The following is a 20,871-nucleotide window of genomic DNA, read 5'->3' as shown; positions in this document are numbered from 1 at the left end:
TGGGGTACTGCCTGGGGTCGGTGTCGTCGATGACACCCTGGTGACGCTGGGCTCGCCGCTAGTCGCGGCCGACCAGCAATGATACCAACTCGTCCACGGCCTTTTCGAGTTCGTCGTTGACGACGACCTCGTCGAACTCTCCGCGGGCCTCCATCTCGACCTTCGCGGTCTCGAGTCGGCGGTCCACCACGTCCTGCGGTTCGGTGCCCCGGCCACGCAGCCGGACCTCGAGTTCCTCCCACGACGGCGGGGCGAGGAACACGGTCCTGCCCTCCGGGATCGACTCGCGGATCTGGCGCACCCCGGCGAGGTCCACCTCGATGAGGACGGGTCGTCCCGCCTCGAGCGCGTGGTGCACCGGATCGGCGGGGGTCCCGGACAACTGCAGGCCGCGGTGGATCTCCGCCCACTCCAACATCCGACCCTCGGATACGGCTTTCCGGAAGTCCTCGGTGGACACGAAGTAGTAGTCGCGGCCGTCGACCTCCCCGGGCCTAGGGTCCCGTGTGGTCATCGACACGCTGAAGTAGAGATCGGGGACGCACTCGCGGAGACGGGCGACGACGGTTGATTTCCCGACGGCGGAGGGGCCGGCCAAGACGATCAGCCGGCCCCTCTTCGCCGTCGTCTCCGGGGTGGCCCCGGATGACGGTGTGTTCATGCGTCGATCAGTCGACCGTGAAGTCGAACCGCTCGAGCAGTGCGCGACGCTGGCGGTCACCGAGACCACGCAGACGACGCGTCGGCGCGATCTCGAGCTCGGTCATGATCTCCTGAGCCTTGACCTTGCCGACCTTGGGCAGGGCCTCGAGCAGCGCCGAGACCTTCATCTTGCCGAGGATCTCGTCGCTCTCGGCATCCTTGAGCACCTGCTTGAGGTCGGTGCCGCCACGCTTCAGGCGCTCCTTGAGCTCAGCCCGGGCGCGACGGGCGGCAGCCGCCTTCTCCAGAGCAGCAGCGCGCTGCTCATCGGTCAACTGGGGAAGGGCCACAATTCCTCCGTCTCGTTCGTGTGTGTCTCATGACTCACGCGGATGTCCACCGTAGGACACCCCCGCCTGGTGTGCGGTGACCGGCCCCGGCGCGTCCGCGGGCTGCGGAACACCTCCGGGAGCGGGCGCTCCCTCGTGCTCACCGTACCCGGGCGGTTCCGCCGCCCCCGAGGGGGACTTCCACGGCTCCGGGCCTGATGACCTCAGCAACAGTACGCGGCCGACCGGCCGGGTACCAGACGGGGTCCCGCTGTGGCACCCCGTCTGATCTGCGCATTGACGGTTCGAGGTTGTATGGCACCCTAGCGCCGCCCGTCCGGGGGCGCGACGCGAACCGCCCGATTCCCGCGAGCCCGGCTCCGGGCGGCCGTCACCGGTGGGACGCCGGTACACCCGTGTGGAACGCGGTGACTCAGGAGTCGTCGGAGAACCTGTACTGTGCGGCGAGTTCGACGACCGTCGCGCGCATCGCGTCGACGTCCGGCCCGGCGCGCAGCACGTGCCGCGAGACGTTGACCAGGGTGAGCGGGAGCGCGGGCCCGGCGATCCTGCGGACGTCGGCGAGGGTGCCGCCCTGCTCCCCCACCCCGGGCATGAGGACCGGGCCGGAGAGCTCGTCGAGCCTCGGGGGGTCGGTCACCGTCGCCCCGACGACCACGCCGAAGGACCCCGGTGCATCATCCCCGGCGCCCGCGTTCCGGAGGGCCACCTCGTCGACGACGGACTGGGCGACCGTGCCGGTGGGGCCTGCCGAGCCCTGCAGGGGCCCGGCCTCGGGGTTGGAGGTCCGGGCCAGGACGAACAGGCCCCGGCCGGTGCCGGCCGCCGCCTCGAACGCCGCGTCCAGGGCGCCCACGCCCAGGTAGGGCGACACCGTGAGCGCGTCGCAGGCCAGCGGGGACCCGTCCCGTAGCCACGCCCGGGCGTACCCGGCCATGGTGGAGCCGATGTCTCCCCGTTTGGCGTCCGCCACCGACAGCGCCCCGCGCTCGCCTATGGCGGACAGGAGCTCCTCCAGGACCCGGAACCCGGCGGACCCGTGCTCCTCGAAGAACGCGACCTGGGGCTTGACCGCGGGGACCAGGTCCCCGAAGGCCTCGAGGGACCGCCGCGAGAACTCCGCGACGCCCGCCGCGTCGACGCCCAGGCCCCACGCCTCCAGCAGCGCCGGGTGGGGGTCGATGCCCACGCAGAGGTTGCCCCGCTCGGCGACCGCCCTGCGCAGGCGGGCACCGAACGGGGCCGCGATCGACGTCACCGCGCCGCGTACCCGGCGTGCAGCTCCTGCAGGGGGCTGACGCTGACGTCGCCGCGCAGCATGGCCTCGATCCCGTGGACCGCCGCGGTGGCGCCCTGGACGGTGGTCACGCAGGGCACGCGGCGGGAGATCGCCGCGGAGCGGATCTCGTGGCCGTCGGCACGGGTGCCGCCGGTCGACGAGGCGATGTTGAGGATGAGGTCCACCTCGTCGGCGTTGATGCGGTCGACGATCGTGCGGATCGGCCGGCCGTCCTCGTCGACCGGGCCGGTGCCGGACTCGGTCAGCTTGGCCACGGTCTCGCAGGCGATGCCGTACCGGCGGAGCATGAGCGCGGTGCCCTCGGTGGCCAGCACCGTGAACCCGAGCGCCGCCAGCCGCTGGGCCGGGAACACCATCGACCGCTTGTCCCGGTTGGCCACCGAGACGAACACGGTGCCCGACAGCGGCAGCACGCCGTCGGCGGACAGCTGGCCCTTGGCGAAGGCCACGGCGAAGTCCGGGCCGATGCCCATGACCTCACCCGTGGACTTCATCTCCGGGCTGAGCAGGGACTCCACGGTGTCGCCCTCCGGGGTGCGGAACCGGTTGAACGGCAGCACCGCCTCCTTGACGGCGACGGGGGCGTCCGCGGGCAGGGAGCCGCCGTCCCGGTCGGACGGGAGCAGCCCCTCCGCGCGCAGGTCGGCGATCGACTCGCCCAGCATGATGCGGGCACACGCCTTGGCCAGGTGCACCCCGGTCGCCTTGGACACGAAGGGCACCGTCCGGCTGGCCCGGGGGTTGGCCTCGAGGACGTAGAGCACGTCGTCCTTGAGGGCGTACTGCACGTTCATCAGGCCCTTGACGCCGATGCCCATGGCCAGCGCCTCGCTGGAGCGGCGGACCCTGTCGATGTCGTCCTGTCCGAGGGTGATCGGCGGCAGCGTGCACGCGGAGTCGCCGGAGTGGATGCCGGCCTCCTCGATGTGCTCCATGACGCCGCCCAGGTACACCTCGGTGCCGTCGCACAGGACGTCGACGTCGATCTCCACGGCGTCGTCGAGGAAGCGGTCCACCAGCACCGGACGGTCCGGGCTGATCTCGGTGGCGCGGTCGATGTACGAGCGCAGGGAGCCCTCGTCGTAGACGATCTCCATGCCCCGGCCGCCCAGCACGTAGGACGGGCGCACCAGTACCGGGTAACCGATGTCGGCGGCGATGGCGGTCGCCTCGTCGGCGTTGATCGCGGTGCCGAACGCCGGGGCCGGCAGACCCGCCCGGACCAGCACCTCACCGAACTCGCGGCGGTCCTCGGCCAGGTCGATCGCGGACGGGCTGGTGCCCACGATGGGGACGCCGGCGGCCTCGAGCTGCGCGGCCAGCCCCAGCGGGGTCTGGCCACCGAGCTGCACCAGCACCCCGGCGACCGTGCCGGACTCGGACTCGGCGTGGTAGACCTCCATGACGTCCTCGAACGTCAGGGGCTCGAAGTACAGCCGGTCGGCCGTGTCGTAGTCGGTCGAGACCGTCTCCGGGTTGCAGTTGACCATGACCGTCTCGTACCCGGCCTCGGACAGCGTCAGGGCGGCGTGCACGCAGGAATAGTCGAACTCGATGCCCTGGCCGATGCGGTTGGGCCCGGAACCGAGGATGATCACCTTCTCGCGCTCGGTCTGCGGGGCGACCTCGGACTCGGCGGCGGGGTCGAGCTCGTAGGTCGAGTAGTGGTACGGGGTCTTGGCCTCGAACTCCGCGGCACACGTGTCGACCGTCTTGTAGACGGGCCGGATCCCCAGCCGGTGGCGCAGGCGCTGCACGCCCTCGGCACCGGCGAACTCGGGCCGGAGGGCGGCGATCTGCGCGTCCGACAGACCGTTGTGCTTGGCCCGACGCAGCAGGTCCGCGCCCAGCACGGCGGCGTCGACGATCTCGCGGCGCAGGTCCACGAGCTCGGCCACCTCCTCGAGGAACCACGGGTCGATGCCGGAGGCCTCGTGGACCTGCTGGACCGTCGCCCCCAGGCGCAGCGCCAGCTCGACGTCGTACATCCGGCCCTCGGTCGGACGGACCAGGTCGGCGAGCACCGCATCCACGTCGGTGGAGCGCCCGGGTGCGATGGTCTCGTCGGGCAGGGTCCAGAATCCCGAGGCCTTGGTCTCCAGCGACCGCATGACCTTGCCGAGGGCCTCCCGGTAGTTGCGCCCCAGGCTCATGGCCTCGCCCACCGACTTCATGGTGGTGGTGAGGGTGTCGTCGGCACCCGGGAACTTCTCGAAGGCGAACCGGGGCGCCTTGACCACCACGTAGTCGAGGGTCGGCTCGAAGCACGCGGGGGTCTCGCCGGTGATGTCGTTGGTGATCTCGTCGAGCGAGTACCCGATGGCCAGCCGTGCGGCGATCTTGGCGATCGGGAAGCCGGTGGCCTTGGAGGCCAGCGCGGAGGACCGCGAGACCCGGGGGTTCATCTCGATCACGACCAGGCGGCCGTCGACGGGGTTGATGGCGAACTGGATGTTGCAGCCACCGGTGTCCACGCCCACGGCACGGATGATCGCGATGCCCAGGTCGCGCATGTTCTGGAACTCGCGGTCGGTCAGCGTCATCGACGGCGCGACGGTGACGGAGTCGCCGGTGTGCACACCCAGGGCGTCCACGTTCTCGATCGAGCAGATCACGACGACGTTGTCCTTGTTGTCGCGCATCAGCTCGAGCTCGTACTCCTTCCACCCGAGGATGGACTCCTCGATGAGGACGTTCGCGGTCGGCGAGGCGGACAGCCCGCCGCCGGCGATGCGCTCGAGGTCCTCGGTGGTGTAGGCCAGACCCGAGCCCAGGCCGCCCATGGTGAAGGAGGGCCGGACCACGACCGGCAGCCCCAGCTCGGCGACGGTGGCATGGACCTCCTCCATCGTGTGGCAGACGGCGCTGCGGGCCGACTCGCCGCCGACGCTGGCCACGATGTCCTTGAAGGTCTGCCGGTCCTCGCCGCGGTTGATGGCGGGGATGTCCGCGCCGATGAGCTCGACCCCGTGCTTGTCGAGGAGCCCCTGGGCGTCCAGCTGCATGGCCGCGTTCAGCGCGGTCTGCCCACCGAGGGTCGCGAGCACCGCGTCTACGGGGTGGCCGTCGGCGGCCTCCTTGGTCAGGATCTTGTCGATGAACTCGGGCGTGATGGGCTCGACGTAGGTGGCGTCGGCGAACTCCGGGTCGGTCATGATCGTGGCCGGGTTGGAGTTGACCAGGGTCACGCGCAGGCCCTCGGACTTGAGCACGCGGCAGGCCTGGGTGCCCGAGTAGTCGAACTCGCAGGCCTGGCCGATGACGATCGGCCCGGAGCCGATGACGAGGACGTGGTTGATGTCTGTGCGCCGGGGCATCAGTTCGAACCCTTTCTGGAGTCTACGGAGCCGAGGTCGGAGGATTCGAGCAGGCTGACGAAGCGGTCGAAGAGGTCGGCGGCGTCCCGGGGGCCCGCCGCGGATTCGGGGTGGTACTGGACGGAGAAGGCGCTGCCGTCGACCAGGGCGACGCCCTCGACGGTGCCGTCGTTGGCGCACACGTGGGTCACGGCGGCCGTGCCCCACGGGGTCTGCCAGGTGTCACCCTCCGGGGCGCGCAGCGCGAACCCGTGGTTCTGGGAGGTGATGGCCACGGCGCCGGTGGCCTTCTCGATCACCGGGATGTTGATGCCCCGGTGCCCGAACTGCATCTTGTAGGTCTCCAGCCCCAGAGCCCGGCCGAGGATCTGGTTTCCGAAGCAGATGCCGAAGAAGGGGATCCCCTGGCCCAGCACCTCCTTGGTGAGGTGCACCGCGTGGTCGGCCGTCGCCGGGTCGCCCGGACCGTTGGACAGGAACACCCCGTCGACGCCGAGGTCGAGGATGTCCTGCAGCGTCGAGTCGGCGGGCAGGACGTGGACGCGGACCCCGCGCTCGGTGAGCATCCGGGGGGTGTTGGTCTTGATCCCCAGGTCCAGTGCGGCGATCGTGTAGGACGCCTCGCCCTCCGGCTCCACCACGTAGGCCTCGCGCGTGGAGACCTCGTCGGACAACGACGCGCCGGCCATGGATTCCTGGGCCCGGACCGCGGTGAGCATGGTTTCGTCGTCGGTCAGGTCGTCGCCCGAGAAGATCCCGGCCTTCATGGCCCCGAGCTCCCGGATGTGGCGGACAACGGCGCGCGTGTCGATACCGGCGATGCCGACCACGCCCTGGGCGGCCATCTCGTCCTCGAGACTGCGGCTGGACCGGTGGTTGGAGGGCTGTCGCGACAGGTCGCGGATCACGAAGCCGGAGACCCAGATCCGGCCCCCGCGGGCCTCACCGTCGAGGAGGGACTCGCCGTCCTCGTCGTTCCAGCCGGTGTTGCCGATCTGCGGCGCGGTGGCCACGACGATCTGACGGCAGTAGGAGGGGTCGGTGAGGGTCTCCTGGTAGCCGGACATGCCGGTGGTGAACACGGCCTCCCCGAGGGTGGTCCCGGTCGCGCCGAACGACGTGCCGCGGTGGATGCGTCCGTCCTCGAGGACGAGCGCGGCGGGTTGCGGGCCCGCCTGCGGCGCGGGCGTGGTGCTGTGCGGTGTCACTGGTTCTCCTCGGTGGTGGAGCTGGAGTCGGTGGGCGTGTCGGAGGGGTCGGCGTCTCCGCGCAGCGCCTCCCAGCGGGGGTAGGTGTCCTTGTCGTCCGCCCGGAATCCCGAGTCGACGAGGGTGCGGCCGTCGGGGCCGGTGACCTGCCAGCGTGCGACGAGGATGCCGCCGCCGGGCACGGTCTTGTTGGCCAGTGCCGACGCGCGACGCACGTCGACGAGGTCGGCGCGGGGGATCCACACGACGGCGTCGGCCAGCTCGAGGCGTATGCCGCCGGTGTGGGCGGTCAGGGTGCCGGCGGAGCGGTGGCCGAGTGGCGGGCGGGCGATCCGGGCCTGCCAGTCCCCCGCGACGGTGCTGCCGATGTACACACCGGTGAGCGGCCCCAGGACGATCTCGCCCGGGTCGGCGGGCGGGGTGGGGAGCTCGTCGAAGAGCCCGGCCTGGGACCGGCTACGGTTCCGCCATCCCAGCGTCATCAGACCGATCAGCGCGAGCAGCACGGCGATGACGATGATGACGGTCCAGTAGTCCTGGGTCATGCGAGTACCTCTCCGTCGCGGGTGGTCAGGCGGCCCCGGTACACGGTGCCGACGACCCTGGCCGCGAATGTCATTCCCTCGTAGGGGGTGTTGGCGGACAGACTTGCGAGCGCGTCGCCGACGACGGTCCACGGGGAGTCGGGATCGACGACGACGAGGTTCGCGGGCTCCCCTACGGCGATCGGTCGCCCCTGGTCCGACAGGCCGGCGATCTCGGCGGGCCGGGTGCTCATGACACGGGCGAGGTCCCGCCAGGTCATGTCCCCGGTCTCGACCAGCAGGGCGGCGACGATCGGCAGGGCGGTCTCGAGTCCGAGCATGCCCGGCCGGGCGGCGGCGAACTCGCAGCACTTCTCCTGCGCGGCGTGTGGGGCGTGGTCGGTGGCGACGCAGTCGATCACGCCGGACCTCAGCGCCTCGCGCAGCGCGAGGGTGTCGTGTGCCTCGCGCAGGGGCGGGTTGACCCGGTAGACGCCGTCGTAGGTCTCGAGACGGGAGTCGTCGAGGAGCAGGTGGTGCGGGGTGACCTCGGCGGTGATCGAGATCCCCTGGTCCTTGGCCCACCGCAGCAGCTCGACGGTGCCGGTCGTGGAGGCGTGGCAGATGTGCACGCGGGCGCCGGCGTCGCGGGCCAGGATCGCGTCCCGGGCGACGATCGACTCCTCCGCCGACCGCGGCCACCCGGTCAGTCCCAGGCGTGCGGCGTGGGGCCCCTCGTGGGCCACGGCGCCGCCGGTGAGCCGGGGTTCCTCGGCGTGCTGGGCGACGAGGACGCCCAATCCGGCCGAGTACTCCAGGGCTCGACGCATCACCAGTGGGTCGTGGACGCACATCCCGTCGTCGGAGAACACCCTGACGCGGGCCTCCCCCGCGGCCATCTGCCCCATCTCGGTGAGCTGCTCACCCTTGAGACCCACGGTGACGGCGCCGACGGGGTGCACGTCGCACAGTCCGACCTCGCGGCCGATCCGCCAGACCGAGTCGGTCACCGTCTGGTTGTCCTGCGGGGGTTGGGTGTTGGCCATGGCGAACACCGCCGTGTACCCCCCGCGGGCCGCGGCGGCCGAACCCGAGGCGATGGTCTCGGTGTCCTCGCGACCGGGTTCGCGGAGGTGGGTGTGCAGGTCGACGAACCCCGGCAGCAGCACGGCGCCGTCCGGATCGAGGACCTCGATGTCCGTCGCGGACAGGTCCACGGACTCGCCCGCGTCCGGACCGATCGCGGCGATGACGCCGTCGCGGACGAGGACGTCGACCGGGTCGCCTTCGCCGTAGGGACGCACCCGCCGTAGCAACAGGGTCGGTGTGTGGGGGGCGCTCACTCAGGGGTTCCTTCCGCCGTGACGAGAGTGTGGAGCAGTACCGACATGCGCACGTGCACGCCGTTGGTGACCTGCTGGAGGATCGCGGAGGACGGCGCGTCGGCGGTGTCGAAGCCGATCTCCATCCCACGGACCATCGGACCCGGGTGCAGGACCACGACGTCGTCGCGGAGCCGGGCGGCGCGCGTCGGCCCGAGCCCGTAGCGCACCGCGTATTCGCGGGCGGACGGGAAGAACCCACCGTTCATCCGCTCGGCCTGGACGCGCAGCATCATGACGGCGTCCGCACCGTCCAACTCCGCGTCGAGGTCGGTCGACGCGCGGACCGGCCAGCCGTCGACGCCCACCGGGAGCAGGGTCGGCGGGGCGACGAGGACCACCTCCGCGCCCAACGTGGACAGCAACAGGGCGTTGGACCGGGCGACGCGCGAGTGCAGGATGTCCCCGACGATCACCACCCGGCGTCCGTCTATCCCGCCGAGGCGTTCACGCAGGGTCATGGCGTCGAGCAGTGCCTGGGTGGGGTGCTCGTGCATCCCGTCACCGGCGTTGATGACCGACGGGCCGACGCCGCCCGGCGCGACCCACCCGGCGATCTGCTGAGCCGACCCCGAGGCCGGGTGGCGCACGATGAGGGCGTCCGCGCCGATGGCGGTCAGGGTGAGCGCCGTGTCGCGCAACGACTCGCCCTTCTGGACCGAGGAGGCGCTGGCGGAGACGTTGATGACGTCCGCGCTCATCCACTTACCGGCCGTCTCGAACGACACCCGCGTGCGGGTGGAGTTCTCGTAGAACACGGTGAGGACGGTCTTGCCCCGCAGCGTCGGCAACTTGCGGACCTCGCGACCGAGGAGCGTCTCCTTGAGTCGCTCCGCCTCGTCGAGGATGGACAGGGCCGAGTCGCGGTCGAGGTCGGCGGCCGAGAGCAGGTGCTTCATCTCGTCCTCTCCGCGTCCGGACGCCGCAGGACCACGGCGTCGACCCCGTCGACCTCGGTGAGCCGGACGGACACTCCCTCGTCGCGGGAGGTGGGGACGTTCTTGCCCACGTAGTCGGCCCGGATCGGCAGTTCACGATGCCCGCGGTCGACCAGCACGGCGAGCTGGACCCGCGCCGGTCGCCCGAGGTCGCGCAGGGCATCGAACGCCGCGCGGATGGTCCGGCCCGAGAACAGGACGTCATCCACGAGGATCACCGTCGCGCCGTCGATCCCGGCCGACGGGACCCGCGTGGGGTTCATCGGCCGGTGCGGGCCTCCGGCGAGGTCGTCGCGGTAGAGCGTGACGTCGAGGGCCCCGGCGTGGACGTCCGCGCCGCTGAACTCACGGATCCTCTCGGCGAGTCGGGCCGCGAGCGGCACCCCGCGGGTGGGGATTCCCAGCAGCACCACGGGGCCCGAGTCGGGCGCGTCCGCAGCAGTGCGTTCGATAATCTGATGTGCCAGGCGGGACACCGTCCTGGCGACGTCGTCGGACGTGAAGAGTGACACCGAGTTCTCTTGCGAACCGTCAGCGCTCACCGATCACCACCTCCTTGTCCGCCTCGCTGGACGGCTCGTTAAAGGGATAGCTTTCGGTCCTGAACTCTATCAGTCCCCGGTGTCCGTTCCGGGATCGGCGGACGTGGCCTCCGACACGTCTCCGGGCGCGTCGCCGGCGGCCTCGGAGGCAGCGTCGGCGGGCGGGGTGTCCAGGCCCGCCACGGCCCGCTCGGCGGCCCTGATGTGCTGGGCCAGGCCGGCCACGCGGTCGAGGACCGCGTTGACGTACGGAACCGATTTCTCCGCGGACAGGTCGGACACCAGAAGGACCGCCTGGTCGATCACGACGGCGGCGTCCACCTCGTCCGAGCTGAAGAGCAGTTCCCACGCACCGGCGCGCAGGACCGCGCGGTCGACGGCGGGCAGCCGCTCCAGCGTCCACTCCCTCAGGTGCTCGGTGATGGTGGAGTCGAGGCGGTCGAGCCGCTCGGCGACGCCGGTGACGATCTCCATCGTGTAGGGCGCGACGTCGTGGAACTCCTGGGAGTCCTCGCCCATCTGCCGACGCTCCTCGGCGAGCGCCACCACGTCCGCGTCACGTAGCTCCGCCTCGAACAGCAGCGAGACCGCGCGCCTGCGCGCCCGGTAGCGTGATCCGCGACGGCGGTGGTCGACGTCTTCCGACATGATCAGTCGTTCACCCGGCTGAGGTAGCGGCCGTCACGGGTGTCGATGCGCAGCTTGTCGCCGGTGTTGATGAACAGCGGCACCTGGACCTCGGCACCCGTCTCGAGGGTCGCCGGCTTGGTGCCACCGGTCGAACGGTCGCCCTGCAGGCCCGGGTCGGTGTGCTGGACCAGCAGGTCGACGGCGACCGGCATCTCGGCGAACAGCGGGACACCCTCGTGGATGGAGACCTGGACCGAGGTGTTCTCGAGCAGGAAGCGGGCACCGTCACCCATCACGGTCGGCGTGACGTTGATCTGCTCGAAGTCCTTCTCGTCCATGAGGACGTAGTCCTCGCCGTCGCGGTAGAGGAAGGTCATGTCGCGCCGGTCGACGGTCGCGGTCTCCACCTTCACGCCGGCACTGAACGTCTTGTCGATGGTCTTGCCGCTGACCACGTTCTTCATCTTGGTCCGCACGAACGCGGGGCCCTTGCCGGGCTTGACGTGCTGGAACTCGGTGATCTGCCAGAGTTGGCCCTCCTCCTTGAGGACGAGGCCGTTCTTGAAATCGGCGGTGGACGCCATAATCGGTACTCCTTCGGGAAGTCGTCCGCGCCGCAGCCGGGGGCGGCGTCGCGCGCATGATCGTGGGTCGGATCCTCAGAGCACCCTGAGGTCCTTCGACGTGGTGGTCAGGGACCGTCCGCCACCGCCGGTGACGGCCACGGTGTCCTCGATTCGGATCCCGCCGAGGCCCGGGAGGTAGATCCCCGGCTCGATGGTGATCACATCGCCGTCGGACAGTGTACTCGTGGACCGGGTCGACACCGCGGGCGCTTCGTGCACGTCCAACCCCACCCCGTGCCCCAGCGAGTGGCCGAAGTGCTCGCCGAACCCGGCGTCGGTGATGATGTCGCGGCTGACGGCGTCGAGCTCGGCGCACGGGACGCCGGCGCGGACGGCCTCGACCCCCGCGATCTGAGCTCGGCGGACGACCTCGTAGGCCTCCACCAGACGGTCCGGGGCGGTCCCCAACGCGACCGTGCGGGTGCAGTCGGACGCGTACCCCGAGACCGTGGCTCCGAAGTCCACCACCACCAGGTCGCCCTCCGCCAAGACCCGGTCCCCGGGAACGTGGTGCGGGTGCGCTCCGTTGGGTCCGGAGGCCACGATCGTCTCGAACGCCACGCCGTCCGAACCGGCCCGCCGCATCGCGTGCTCCAGGTCCGCCGCGACCTCTCGTTCGGTCCGACCGGCCGCCACCAGGTCGCTGCCCAGCACGTGGGTCCACGCCTCGTCGACCACCGTGCACGCCCTGGCGACGAGGGCGAGCTCGTCGGGATCCTTGGCGCGGCGCACCGTCTCCACCAGCCCGCTGGTCTCCACTATCCGGGCGTCCGCTCCCCCGGTCGCCGCGAGCGCACGGCGCAGGCCGGCGGCCGCGGACAGGGTCAGCTGATCGGCCTCGACGGCGAGCGGGGCGTCGGCGGGTCCGCGACGACGACCGAGGACGCCGGCGACGTACTCGCGCGAGATCACGTGGCCCACGTCCGGGGCCTGCTCGACGACCTGGAGTTTGTAGCGGGAATCCGTGCAGAGGACCGCCTCGCCGTCGTCCTCCACCAGGACGGCCCCACCCGACCCGGAGAACCCGGTCAGGTAGGCGATGTTCCGTGGATCGGTCACCAACAGGGCGTCGGCACCGACGTCGGCGAGGGCGGCGGCGACGGCGCGGCGACGTGGGGCGAGACGCTCGATCACAGCAGGATCCCTCCACCGCTGGGCTTGCGGCCCTCCGAGATGGTGGCGTACGCCGCCGTCATGAGCGACGGGTCCGGGGCCTCCATGCGCGACGGGCGGGCCAGTCCGTCCAGCACGACAAGGCGCAGGAAACCCGAGTGGTTCTTCTTGTCGCCGGCCATCAGCTCGAGCAACCGCGGGAAGGCGTCCTCGTCGTACCCGGTGGGAAGTCCGAGGGACGCGAGGACGGAGGCGTGACGGTCCGCCGTCGCGTCGTCCAGTCGACCCGCCAGCCTGGCGAGCTCGGCGACGAAGCACATCCCGACGCTGATCGCCGCGCCGTGACGCCACCGGTACTGCTCGCGACGCTCCACGGCGTGGCCGAGGGTGTGGCCGTAGTTGAGGATCTCCCGCAGGCCGGACTCCTTGAGGTCCTGGCCGACCACGTCGGCCTTGACCTGCACGCTGCGGCGGATGAGCTCGACGATCGTGTCGCCGCCCGGATCGAGCGCCGCAGCGGGATCCGCCTCGATGAGGTCGAGGATCTCCGGGTCGGCGATGAAGCCGCACTTGACCACCTCGGCCATTCCGGAGACCAACTCGTTGTGCGGGACGGTCTCGAGCGTCGCGGTGTCGATGAACACGGCGGCGGGCTCGTGGAAGCAGCCCACCAGGTTCTTCCCGGCATCGGTGTTGATTCCGGTCTTGCCACCGACCGCGGCGTCGACCATCGCCAGCAGGGTGGTGGGGATGTGTACGACCCGGACGCCACGCATCCAGGTGGCGGCGACGAAGCCCGCGAGGTCGGTGGCCGCGCCCCCGCCGAGGCTCACGACGGTGTCCTTGCGGTTCAACCCGATCTGGCCCAGGACGTCCCAGCAGTACCCGGCGACGGCGAAGTCCTTGCCGGCCTCCGCGTCCGGGATCTCGATCCGGTGGGCGTCGATGCCGGCGTCGGCGAGCTTCTCGCGGAGCGCCTCGGCGGTCTGGGCCAGCGGCGGTTGGTAGAAGATCGCCACGGTTCGCGAGGACGAACACGCCTCGAGGATCTCCGGGAGCAGGCCCCGGCCGATGACCACGGGGTACGGGTCCGCGGCGCGCACCTCCACGACGACGGGCTCGGTGGTGTTCTCGTCCTGGTTCATCTGCTGCTCCCGCTCATCGCTCGTGTCGCACTCGTGTCGCTACGCGTCTGGTCGTCACTCATCTCCGAACGCCGCCCCGCAGGTGCGGGTCGCCGGAGTGGAGCCTGTCGACGATGTCCGTCACCACCTTGCCCGAACTGCGCCGCTCGGTGCTCACGGTGGTCCAGGCGACCTCCCGGTACAGCGGCGAGCGTTCGGTCAGCAGTGCCTGGTACCGGGCTGTGACGTCGCCCCCGGCCAACAGCGGGCGACCCGGACCCTGGGATCGGCGCACCCCCTCGGCCACCCCGATCGTGAGGTGGACGACCCGGTGGCCTCGCAGGCGTCGCCGGGTCACCGCCGACAGGACCGCCCCGCCCCCCAGGGACAGGACGCCGTCGAACGACGTGAGCGCGTCACCGATGATCCGCTCCTCGATCTCGCGGAAGTGCGGCTCGCCGTCGGTGGCGAAGATCTCGGGGATGGACCGGCCCTCGGCCTCCTCGATGAGGTGGTCGGCGTCGCGGAACGGCACGTCGAGCCGCCGGGCGAGCTTGCGGCCGATGGTCGTCTTGCCGGCACCGGGTGGTCCCACGAGCACGGCGACCGGCCGTGCCGGCTCGCTCATGCCTCGTCCGTCGCCCAGTCCAGCCGCTCGGCGACCGCGTCGAGGTATCCGCCGACGTTCCGGCGGGTCTCCGCCAGCGAGTCGCCACCGAATTTCTGCAGGACCGCGCGGGCCAGCACGAGGGCGACCATCGACTCCGCGACGACGCCCGCCGCCGGAACCGCACACACGTCCGACCGCTGGTGGATGGCTGTGGCCGCGGATCCGTCCTCCATGTCCACCGTGCTCAGCGCACGGGGCACCGTGGAGATGGGCTTCATCGCTGCCCGTACCCGCAGGGGCTGACCGTTGGTCATGCCGCCCTCCAGGCCCCCGGCCCGGTTGCTACGACGCTCGACGCCGTCGTCACCGCGGACCATCTCGTCGTGGGCGACGCTGCCACGGCGGCGCGCGGTCTCGAAGCCGTCCCCCACCTCGACACCCTTGATGGCCTGGATGCCCATGAGGGCGCCGGCGAGCTGTGCGTCGAGACGATCGTCGCCGGACACGTGGGAGCCGAGACCGATCGGGAGGCCGTGGACGACCACCTCGACGACGCCCCCGAGGGTGTCCCCGGCCTTCTTCGCGGCCTCGATCTCGGCGATCATCGACTCCGCGGCGGCGGCATCGAAGGCCCGCACAGGGCTGGCGTCGATGTCCTCGAGGTCCGCGTACCCGGGTTCGGGACCGACGTACGGCTCAGACGCACCGATGGAGATGACGTGCGAGAGGACCTCGACGCCGAGGACGTCCCGCAGCACCGCACGGGCGACCGTCCCGGCCGCGACGCGGGCGGCGGTCTCCCGGGCGCTCGCGCGCTCGAGGACCATCCGGGCGTCGTCGAAGTCGTACTTGAGCATCCCGGAGAAGTCGGCGTGACCGGGCCGCGGGCGGGTCAGGCGGGCGGCGCGGGCCTTGTCGTCGATCGCCTCCGGGTCGACGGGGTCCGCCGACATGATCTGCTCCCACTTGGGCCACTCGGTGTTGCCGACCTCGATCGCCACCGGCGATCCCATGGTCCGGCCGTGGCGGACGCCGCCGAGGACCCGGACGGCGTCCGCCTCGAACTTCATCCGCGCCCCGCGGCCGTAGCCCAGGCGACGGCGCGCGAGTTGCGAGGCGATCTCGTCGCTCGTCACCTCGACCCCGGCGATCACGCCCTCGACGATCGTCACCAGGGCCTGGCCGTGCGATTCTCCGGCAGTGGTCCACTTCAGCACGTCGCCGATCATCCCACGTCGGGGTATGGCCCGGCACATCAGGCCCGGGTCGTCGCGGACCGCCGCGCCCGCGAGGCGACGACGGCCCGGTGCGGGGTGTCACCGGTGAGACGCCGGAACGCGTGGATGAAGCTCGAGGCCTCGGCATACCCCAGACGCAACGCGACGTCCTCCACCGACAGCAGACCGGTCGCCAGCATCCGCCTGGCCAGTTCCAGCCGGACGTCGTCGAGAAGCCGCTGGAACGACGTGCCCTCGTCCGACAGGTGCCTGCGCAGGGTCCGGGAACTGACCCCCAGTCCGGCGGCCACCGAAGACATGGAGGCCCCCTGCGTGAGACGACCGGCGATCTCGACGCGGACCCGGCTGCTCACCGGCCCCCGGGTCCGGCGGGTGGCGGCCAGGTCGCGGCACATGGCCTCGGCCACCGTCACCGCCGCCGGGCTCCCCTGTGGGAGCGGTTCGTCGAGGCGGTCGGCGTCGAAGACCATCGTGACGCCGGCGCCGTGGTCGGACTCCGACGGTATGAGGCCGAGCCGTTCCCCGTATGCGGTCAGGGTCCCGGATGACCGCCCCCCACCGAAGGAGATGTCGGTGAACGGGACACCTCCGGGGACGAGCTCGCCGAGGACGGAGTGGATCGCGAACAGGTCGCGGTCCACGAGGAACTCGCGGACGTCGTCCGGGAGCGCGGTGTCCTCCAGACGCACCACGATCCTGTCCCCCGTCGACTCCACACCGATCGTGCTGAAGATGTAGCTCAAGTCGATGAAGCGGAGCGTCACGGCGATCACGTCGCGGAGCGTCGGGCTCGACAGCAGGGCGTATCCGAAGATCCCGAAGGTGGTCAACCGGTAGGTGGCGCCCACCTCGGCGGCGAGGGCGGGCCGGTCGCCCGCGGCGGCGCGGAGGTTGCGGATCGCGGTCAGTTCCTGGTCCGGCGTCACGAGTAGATCGGGGGTGGCGAGGTCGGCCGGGGAGAGCGCGATCCCCTGCAGGACCCGGCCGGCCTCCACGCCGAGCCGGTCCCCGGCCTCGACGAGCACGCCGATCCCGATGGCCGAGCGGGGGAAGTCCCAGTGTGGGACCGCGGGGTCGTCCCAGGTGGTCATGTCCGGAATTATGGATTATTCGTCCGTGAATGTCTGCGGCCACGCGGGGCCGGGGCACTACCGTCACGACATGACTTCTTCCTCCTCCCCCGGGACCCGGCGGCGACGACCGCGCGTGATCATCATCGGAGCCGGATTCGGTGGCCTCGGCGCCGCCTACGAGCTCACCCGTGACGGCCTGGCCGAGGTGACGATCCTGGAGAAGGCCGACGACGTCGGAGGGGTGTGGCGGGACAACACCTACCCCGGAGCGGCCTGCGACGTCCCGTCGAACCTCTACTCGTACTCCTTCCACCGCAGGACGGACTGGGGCCGTCGCTACGCCGAGCAACCCGACATCCTGTCCTACATCCGGGAGACCGCCGACAGGTACGGCCTGCGCGAGCTCGTGCGCACCGGCATCGAGGTGACCTCCGCGGAGTTCGACGACGACAGCGCCACGTGGACGGTGCACACCGCCTCCGGCGAGTCGTTCGAGGCCGAGGTGCTCGTGCCCGCGGTGGGTCAGTTGTCCCGTCCGGCCTACCCGGACATCCCCGGGTCGGAGACGTTCGCCGGCCCGTCGTTCCACTCGGCCGAGTGGCGGCACGATGTCGATCTGACGGGTACGCGGGTCGCGGTACTCGGCACCGGGGCCTCGGCCATCCAGTTCGTCCCCCGCATCCGCGAGGTGGCCGCGCACGTGACCGTCTACCAACGCTCAGCGCCGTGGGTGGTGCCCAAACCGGACCGCGCCTACACGGACGCCCACCGGGCGGCGTTCGCCCGTGTCCCCGGCCTCATGACCGCGATGCGCGGCACGATCTGGGAGACGACGGAGGTCATCGGCCTGGCACTGACCTCCGCGCGGCCGCTCGCCAGGATCCTCGGCGGGCTCGCCCGCGCCAATCTGCGGCTCACCGTCCGCGACCCCCGGCTGCGCGAGGCCCTCACCCCGACGGAACCGATCGGGTGCAAGCGGATGCTGTTCAGCAACCAGTGGTACCCCGCTCTCGCGCAGCCGAACGTCGACGTGGTGACCGACACCGTCGCCGAGGTCGTCCCCGAGGGGATCGTCACCGCGGACGGACGGGTGCGTCCCGTCGATGTCGTGGTGTACGGCACGGGTTTCCGGGCCACCGACTTCCTGGCACCGATCACCGTGCGTGGACGCGGCGGTCGGGACCTGCACGAGCAGTGGCGAGAGGGTGCGCGCGCGTATCTCGGGATGGCCGTGCCGGGCTTCCCCAACATGTTCGTGATCTACGGACCCAACACCAATCTCGGGAGCAGCTCGATCATCCTCATGATCGAACAGCAGGCGAGGTACATCCGCCAGGTGGTCGAGGAACTGGCTCGGGCGGATCGGACGGTGGCCGTGGACGTCCGTCGCGAGGTGCACGAGGCCTACGACGACGAGATCATGCGCCGCCTCGGTGCGTCGGTGTGGAGCGGCTGCGACTCCTGGTACAAGGCGGACTCAGGCCGGATCACGACGAACTGGCCGGGGCTGGTGCACGAGTACCAGCGTCGCACCCGGACCGCGGACCCGGCCGACTTCGAGACGGTCGCCCCCCGTCGCGCCACGGAGCCCTCGGGCATCTGACCGATCATCCGGCCGTGCGGCTCCGGCACGGTGGGCGTCCCCGTGTCCCCGCGTCTCCGTGTCCGCGCGGTCAGCGACCGAGCGCCTGCGACAGCGCGGCGGCCATCTCCCCGCGCGGCGCCGGGTGCCCGGTGAACAGCTCCACCTGACCGAAGGCCTGGTGGAGCAACATCACGTCGCCACCGACCACGGGGATGCCCGCGGCCTGGGCTGCTGCGCCGGCCGCGGTGGGCCAGGGGTCGTAGAGGACGTCGAACACCCGTCGGGCGCCGGCGACCAGGTCGGTGAGCTCCCGCACGCCGGGTTCGGGGACGGTGTTGATCAGAACATCGGCCCGCGTGATCTCCCCGATCAGTTCCGGGTCGGTGAGGCCCATGGTGCGGACCCCGAGCCCGAGGGCCCGTCCGCAGTCGGCCGCCGGCCCGGCGTTGTCGCGCCTGGAGGTCAGGACCACCTGCGTGGCGCCGGCCTCGGCGAGCCCGGCGAGAACCGGTCTGGCGGTTCCCCCCACGCCCAGGACGACTGCCGTCGGATGGTCCGGGAGGTCCCCGAAGGCGGCGAGCGCCCCGGTCACACCGTCGACGTCCGTGCAGTCGGCGAACCAGCCGCCCGCCCGCCGGACGAGCGTGTTGGCGCTGCCGACGATGCGGGCGCGTTCACTCACCTCGTCGGCGTGGGCGAGCGCGGCGAACTTGCCGGGCATCGTGACCGAGTAACCGATGCGGTCGGCGGGCGACGAGTCGACCACAGACGGCAGTCGTTCGGCGTCGCAGTCGATGCGTTCGTAGGTCCAGTCGTCGAGGCCGAGCGCCCGGTACGCGGCACCGTGCAGGACCGGGGACAGCGAGTGGTCCACCGGGTGCCCCAGGACGGCCGCCGAGCGCGGTGCGCCCGTGGGATCAGCGACCACTGGCGAGGACTCCGTTGGCGATGGCCTCGCTCTGATAGCGCTCGTGCTCCGGGTACTCGTCCGCGAATCTGGTGGTGCCCTCCATGTCGACCGTGACGAAGTACTTCCACTGCCCGTCGGCAGGGTTCTCCATCGCGCGCAGTGCGTCGAGACCCGGTGAACCGATCGGCCCGTAGGGCAGTCCGTCCATCGCGTAGGTGTTCCACGGGGTCACCTCGGCCCGGTCGGCGTCGGTGGTGGCGATCTCCTGGTCGGCGAGAGCGTAGTTGACCGTGGAGTCGAACTGGAGACGCATGGGCTCGGCGAGGCGGTTGAGGATGACCCGCGCGACCTTGTCGAAGTCCTGGAGCTTGCCCTCCTTTTCCACCAGCGACGCGGCGGTGACCACCTCGTAGGGGGTGAGACCGATACGGTCTGCGGCCGGGACGAGTCCGGTCTCGTCGTAGGAGGCGGTCGAGGCGTCGATGAGCTGACGCAGGATCTCGACGGGCTCGGACTGCGGGTTGATGTTGTGGACCCCCGGGGCGATCAACCCCTCGAGGCGACGGACCGGGTCCGGGGCGCCCCGGACCTCGTCGATGGCCCAGTCGGGGACCGCGAGTTCGGCCGGGTCGGCCTGCACGGCCGCGTCGACGATCTCCTGGGGCTGCCGACACATCGGGGCGGCCTCGGGCTCGTCCAGATCGCGGAGGCACGTGGCGTCGGCGATCAGGGTGTAGATGCCCTTCTCCCTGCCACCGCCGACCACCACGGTGTCGAGCAACCGGCCGCCCGGCTTGACCTCGACGAAACCGACGCGGTTCTGCGGGTCCGCCAGCGCGTCCACCGCGGCGGCGGCGCTCATCTCCTGCCGCACCTGGTAGTAGCCGGGCTGGATGCCCTCGACGGGCGTCCCCGCCGCCGCTCCCGTGAAGGCGCGGGTACTGGCCACGGTGCCGATGTCGTAGAGGCGGTCCCCGACGACCCCCAGGGTGTCCCCCGGCTCCACGTGCAGCAGCGCGTTCCCGCTGCCCTGCCCGTCGAAGTCCGGCGCCGCCGCGACCTCGGTGTTCTGGTTGCGGTAGACCATCACGCCGAAGGCGAGGACCACCCCGATCACGGCCGCCAGGAGGATGAACCTCGTGGTGGCTCCTGTACGTGAGCGTCCTCGTGCCGCAGACATCGTGCTCCTCGGTCATGGTGTCAGGGGAGCTGTCCCGCGGACAGCATCGTGCTCGTCGGCCAGTTTATCCAGGCGGGCAGGCCGGGGGGTCGCTCATCGGCGGGCGTGCCGCGAGTCGATCCAGGCCTGGAGCAGGACCACGGCGGCCGCCTGGTCGATCACGTCGCGCTGTTTCCGGGTGTTGCGGCCGGCGCCGTGCAGTGCCGAACTCGCGGTCACCGTCGTCAGTCTCTCGTCGACGAGGTCCACCGGCAGGTCGGGCGCCCCGGCCGTCAGGGCGGTGGCGAACGAGCGGGCCATCGCGGTGGACGCGGTCTCCCGGCCCTTGAGCGAGGTGGGCAGGCCGACCACCACACCCACGGCGTCGTACTCCTCGACGAGCTCGGCGAGACGCCGGAGTTCGGTGGCCCACCCGGGGTCGCCGTCCGTGACCCGGATGGTCTCGACCGGGGTGGCGAGGATCCCGTCGGGGTCACAGGAGGCCACACCGATGCGGGCGGTGCCCACGTCCAGTCCGAGTCGGCGCCCGCGGGTCCAGCCGCCGCCGGACGTGGCGGGCCCGGCTGGCCCGGCGGGCCC

General features: G+C 71.2%; 20 protein-coding genes. 1 reads left to right on the top strand and 19 read right to left on the bottom strand.

From position 1 onward, the window contains the following. Window positions 1-58: 58 nt before the first annotated feature. From gmk to Q2K20_RS08005, 16 genes are all read right to left on the bottom strand, one after another. Window positions 59-661: a guanylate kinase gene (gene gmk / locus Q2K20_RS08080; protein WP_269501525.1), complete on the bottom strand. Its 603-nt coding sequence runs from the start codon at window positions 659-661 to the stop codon at window positions 59-61. A gap of 7 nt (window positions 662-668) precedes the next feature. Next, window positions 669-992 (bottom strand): integration host factor, actinobacterial type, encoded by a 324-nt coding sequence (gene mihF, locus Q2K20_RS08075; RefSeq protein WP_007631925.1) that lies wholly within the window; start codon window positions 990-992, stop codon window positions 669-671. 412 nt (window positions 993-1,404) lie between these two features. Further along, window positions 1,405-2,250, bottom strand: a complete 846-nt coding sequence (pyrF, locus tag Q2K20_RS08070) for an orotidine-5'-phosphate decarboxylase (protein ID WP_069389338.1) — start codon at window positions 2,248-2,250, stop codon at window positions 1,405-1,407. Beyond that, entirely contained in the window at window positions 2,247-5,609 is a 3,363-nt protein-coding gene (gene carB / locus Q2K20_RS08065) for a carbamoyl-phosphate synthase large subunit (RefSeq protein ID WP_067717954.1), read from the bottom strand. Before carB ends, pyrF begins: the two co-directional genes overlap by 4 nt. Beyond that, window positions 5,609-6,817 (bottom strand): glutamine-hydrolyzing carbamoyl-phosphate synthase small subunit, encoded by a 1,209-nt coding sequence (gene carA / locus Q2K20_RS08060; RefSeq protein WP_269501508.1) that lies wholly within the window; start codon window positions 6,815-6,817, stop codon window positions 5,609-5,611. Before carA ends, carB begins: the two co-directional genes overlap by 1 nt. Continuing rightward, window positions 6,814-7,362: a hypothetical protein gene (locus tag Q2K20_RS08055; RefSeq protein ID WP_119192952.1), complete on the bottom strand. Its 549-nt coding sequence runs from the start codon at window positions 7,360-7,362 to the stop codon at window positions 6,814-6,816. Before Q2K20_RS08055 ends, carA begins: the two co-directional genes overlap by 4 nt. After that, entirely contained in the window at window positions 7,359-8,684 is a 1,326-nt protein-coding gene (locus tag Q2K20_RS08050) for a dihydroorotase (protein WP_268092134.1), read from the bottom strand. Before Q2K20_RS08050 ends, Q2K20_RS08055 begins: the two co-directional genes overlap by 4 nt. Further along, the gene (locus tag Q2K20_RS08045; RefSeq protein WP_067717943.1) at window positions 8,681-9,622 is read right to left on the bottom strand and encodes an aspartate carbamoyltransferase catalytic subunit; all 942 of its coding nucleotides are present in this window, start codon (window positions 9,620-9,622) and stop codon (window positions 8,681-8,683) included. Before Q2K20_RS08045 ends, Q2K20_RS08050 begins: the two co-directional genes overlap by 4 nt. Then, a complete protein-coding gene (gene pyrR, locus Q2K20_RS08040) occupies window positions 9,619-10,203 on the bottom strand; it encodes a bifunctional pyr operon transcriptional regulator/uracil phosphoribosyltransferase PyrR (protein ID WP_067717941.1) in 585 nt (194 codons plus the stop codon). Before pyrR ends, Q2K20_RS08045 begins: the two co-directional genes overlap by 4 nt. Window positions 10,204-10,272: 69 nt before the next feature. Next, window positions 10,273-10,851 (bottom strand): transcription antitermination factor NusB, encoded by a 579-nt coding sequence (gene nusB, locus Q2K20_RS08035; protein ID WP_132061343.1) that lies wholly within the window; start codon window positions 10,849-10,851, stop codon window positions 10,273-10,275. 2 nt (window positions 10,852-10,853) lie between these two features. After that, the gene (gene efp / locus Q2K20_RS08030) at window positions 10,854-11,417 is read right to left on the bottom strand and encodes an elongation factor P (protein WP_067717936.1); all 564 of its coding nucleotides are present in this window, start codon (window positions 11,415-11,417) and stop codon (window positions 10,854-10,856) included. Window positions 11,418-11,492: 75 nt separating this feature from the next. Then, window positions 11,493-12,593 (bottom strand): aminopeptidase P family protein, encoded by a 1,101-nt coding sequence (locus Q2K20_RS08025; protein WP_269501495.1) that lies wholly within the window; start codon window positions 12,591-12,593, stop codon window positions 11,493-11,495. Continuing rightward, a complete protein-coding gene (gene aroB, locus Q2K20_RS08020; protein ID WP_269501493.1) occupies window positions 12,590-13,717 on the bottom strand; it encodes a 3-dehydroquinate synthase in 1,128 nt (375 codons plus the stop codon). The genes Q2K20_RS08025 and aroB overlap by 4 nt, the downstream gene beginning before the upstream one ends. Window positions 13,718-13,775: 58 nt before the next feature. Beyond that, window positions 13,776-14,324 (bottom strand): shikimate kinase, encoded by a 549-nt coding sequence (locus Q2K20_RS08015; RefSeq protein WP_096905423.1) that lies wholly within the window; start codon window positions 14,322-14,324, stop codon window positions 13,776-13,778. Continuing rightward, entirely contained in the window at window positions 14,321-15,535 is a 1,215-nt protein-coding gene (gene aroC / locus Q2K20_RS08010; protein WP_120283332.1) for a chorismate synthase, read from the bottom strand. The genes Q2K20_RS08015 and aroC overlap by 4 nt, the downstream gene beginning before the upstream one ends. A gap of 26 nt (window positions 15,536-15,561) precedes the next feature. Then, window positions 15,562-16,635 (bottom strand): AraC family transcriptional regulator, encoded by a 1,074-nt coding sequence (locus Q2K20_RS08005; protein ID WP_096905421.1) that lies wholly within the window; start codon window positions 16,633-16,635, stop codon window positions 15,562-15,564. Window positions 16,636-16,705: 70 nt separating this feature from the next. Between Q2K20_RS08005 and Q2K20_RS08000 the strand changes: the two genes are divergently transcribed. Continuing rightward, the gene (locus tag Q2K20_RS08000; RefSeq protein WP_269501487.1) at window positions 16,706-18,220 is read left to right on the top strand and encodes a flavin-containing monooxygenase; all 1,515 of its coding nucleotides are present in this window, start codon (window positions 16,706-16,708) and stop codon (window positions 18,218-18,220) included. Between the two features lie 70 nt (window positions 18,221-18,290). Here the strand turns inward: Q2K20_RS08000 and Q2K20_RS07995 are convergent, their stop codons facing one another. From Q2K20_RS07995 to ruvX, 3 genes are all read right to left on the bottom strand, one after another. Beyond that, entirely contained in the window at window positions 18,291-19,130 is an 840-nt protein-coding gene (locus Q2K20_RS07995; protein WP_269501485.1) for a shikimate dehydrogenase, read from the bottom strand. After that, complete coding sequence (locus Q2K20_RS07990) at window positions 19,120-20,292, bottom strand: endolytic transglycosylase MltG (protein WP_182636054.1); 1,173 nt, start codon at window positions 20,290-20,292, stop codon at window positions 19,120-19,122. The genes Q2K20_RS07995 and Q2K20_RS07990 overlap by 11 nt, the downstream gene beginning before the upstream one ends. A 93-nt stretch (window positions 20,293-20,385) precedes the next feature. Next, window positions 20,386-20,871, bottom strand: a 486-nt coding sequence (ruvX, locus tag Q2K20_RS07985; protein ID WP_410494185.1) for a Holliday junction resolvase RuvX, incomplete at its 5' end; no start/stop codon positions are given.

Source organism: Dietzia sp. IN118, from assembly GCF_032905965.1.
In the GTDB taxonomy this organism is placed as follows: Bacteria; Actinomycetota; Actinomycetes; order Mycobacteriales; family Mycobacteriaceae; genus Dietzia; species Dietzia kunjamensis.
The sequence above is the reverse complement of the archived record's forward strand: the minus strand, read 5'-3'. Positions and strand labels throughout refer to the sequence as shown.

Excerpts from the sequence above, each read along its gene's own strand:
- gmk (WP_269501525.1), bottom strand. The coding sequence starts at position 661 with ATGAACACACCGTCATCCGGGGCCACCCCGGAGACGACGGCGAAGAGG.
- carB (WP_067717954.1), bottom strand. The coding sequence starts at position 5,609 with ATGCCCCGGCGCACAGACATCAACCACGTCCTCGTCATCGGCTCCGGG.
- Q2K20_RS08055 (WP_119192952.1), bottom strand. The coding sequence starts at position 7,362 with ATGACCCAGGACTACTGGACCGTCATCATCGTCATCGCCGTGCTGCTC.
- Q2K20_RS08045 (WP_067717943.1), bottom strand. The coding sequence starts at position 9,622 with ATGAAGCACCTGCTCTCGGCCGCCGACCTCGACCGCGACTCGGCCCTG.
- nusB (WP_132061343.1), bottom strand. The coding sequence starts at position 10,851 with ATGTCGGAAGACGTCGACCACCGCCGTCGCGGATCACGCTACCGGGCG.
- efp (WP_067717936.1), bottom strand. The coding sequence starts at position 11,417 with ATGGCGTCCACCGCCGATTTCAAGAACGGCCTCGTCCTCAAGGAGGAG.
- aroB (WP_269501493.1), bottom strand. The coding sequence starts at position 13,717 with ATGAACCAGGACGAGAACACCACCGAGCCCGTCGTCGTGGAGGTGCGC.
- Q2K20_RS08015 (WP_096905423.1), bottom strand. The coding sequence starts at position 14,324 with ATGAGCGAGCCGGCACGGCCGGTCGCCGTGCTCGTGGGACCACCCGGT.
- aroC (WP_120283332.1), bottom strand. The coding sequence starts at position 15,535 with ATGATCGGCGACGTGCTGAAGTGGACCACTGCCGGAGAATCGCACGGC.
- Q2K20_RS08005 (WP_096905421.1), bottom strand. The coding sequence starts at position 16,635 with ATGACCACCTGGGACGACCCCGCGGTCCCACACTGGGACTTCCCCCGC.
- Q2K20_RS08000 (WP_269501487.1), top strand. The coding sequence starts at position 16,706 with ATGACTTCTTCCTCCTCCCCCGGGACCCGGCGGCGACGACCGCGCGTG.
- Q2K20_RS07990 (WP_182636054.1), bottom strand. The coding sequence starts at position 20,292 with ATGTCTGCGGCACGAGGACGCTCACGTACAGGAGCCACCACGAGGTTC.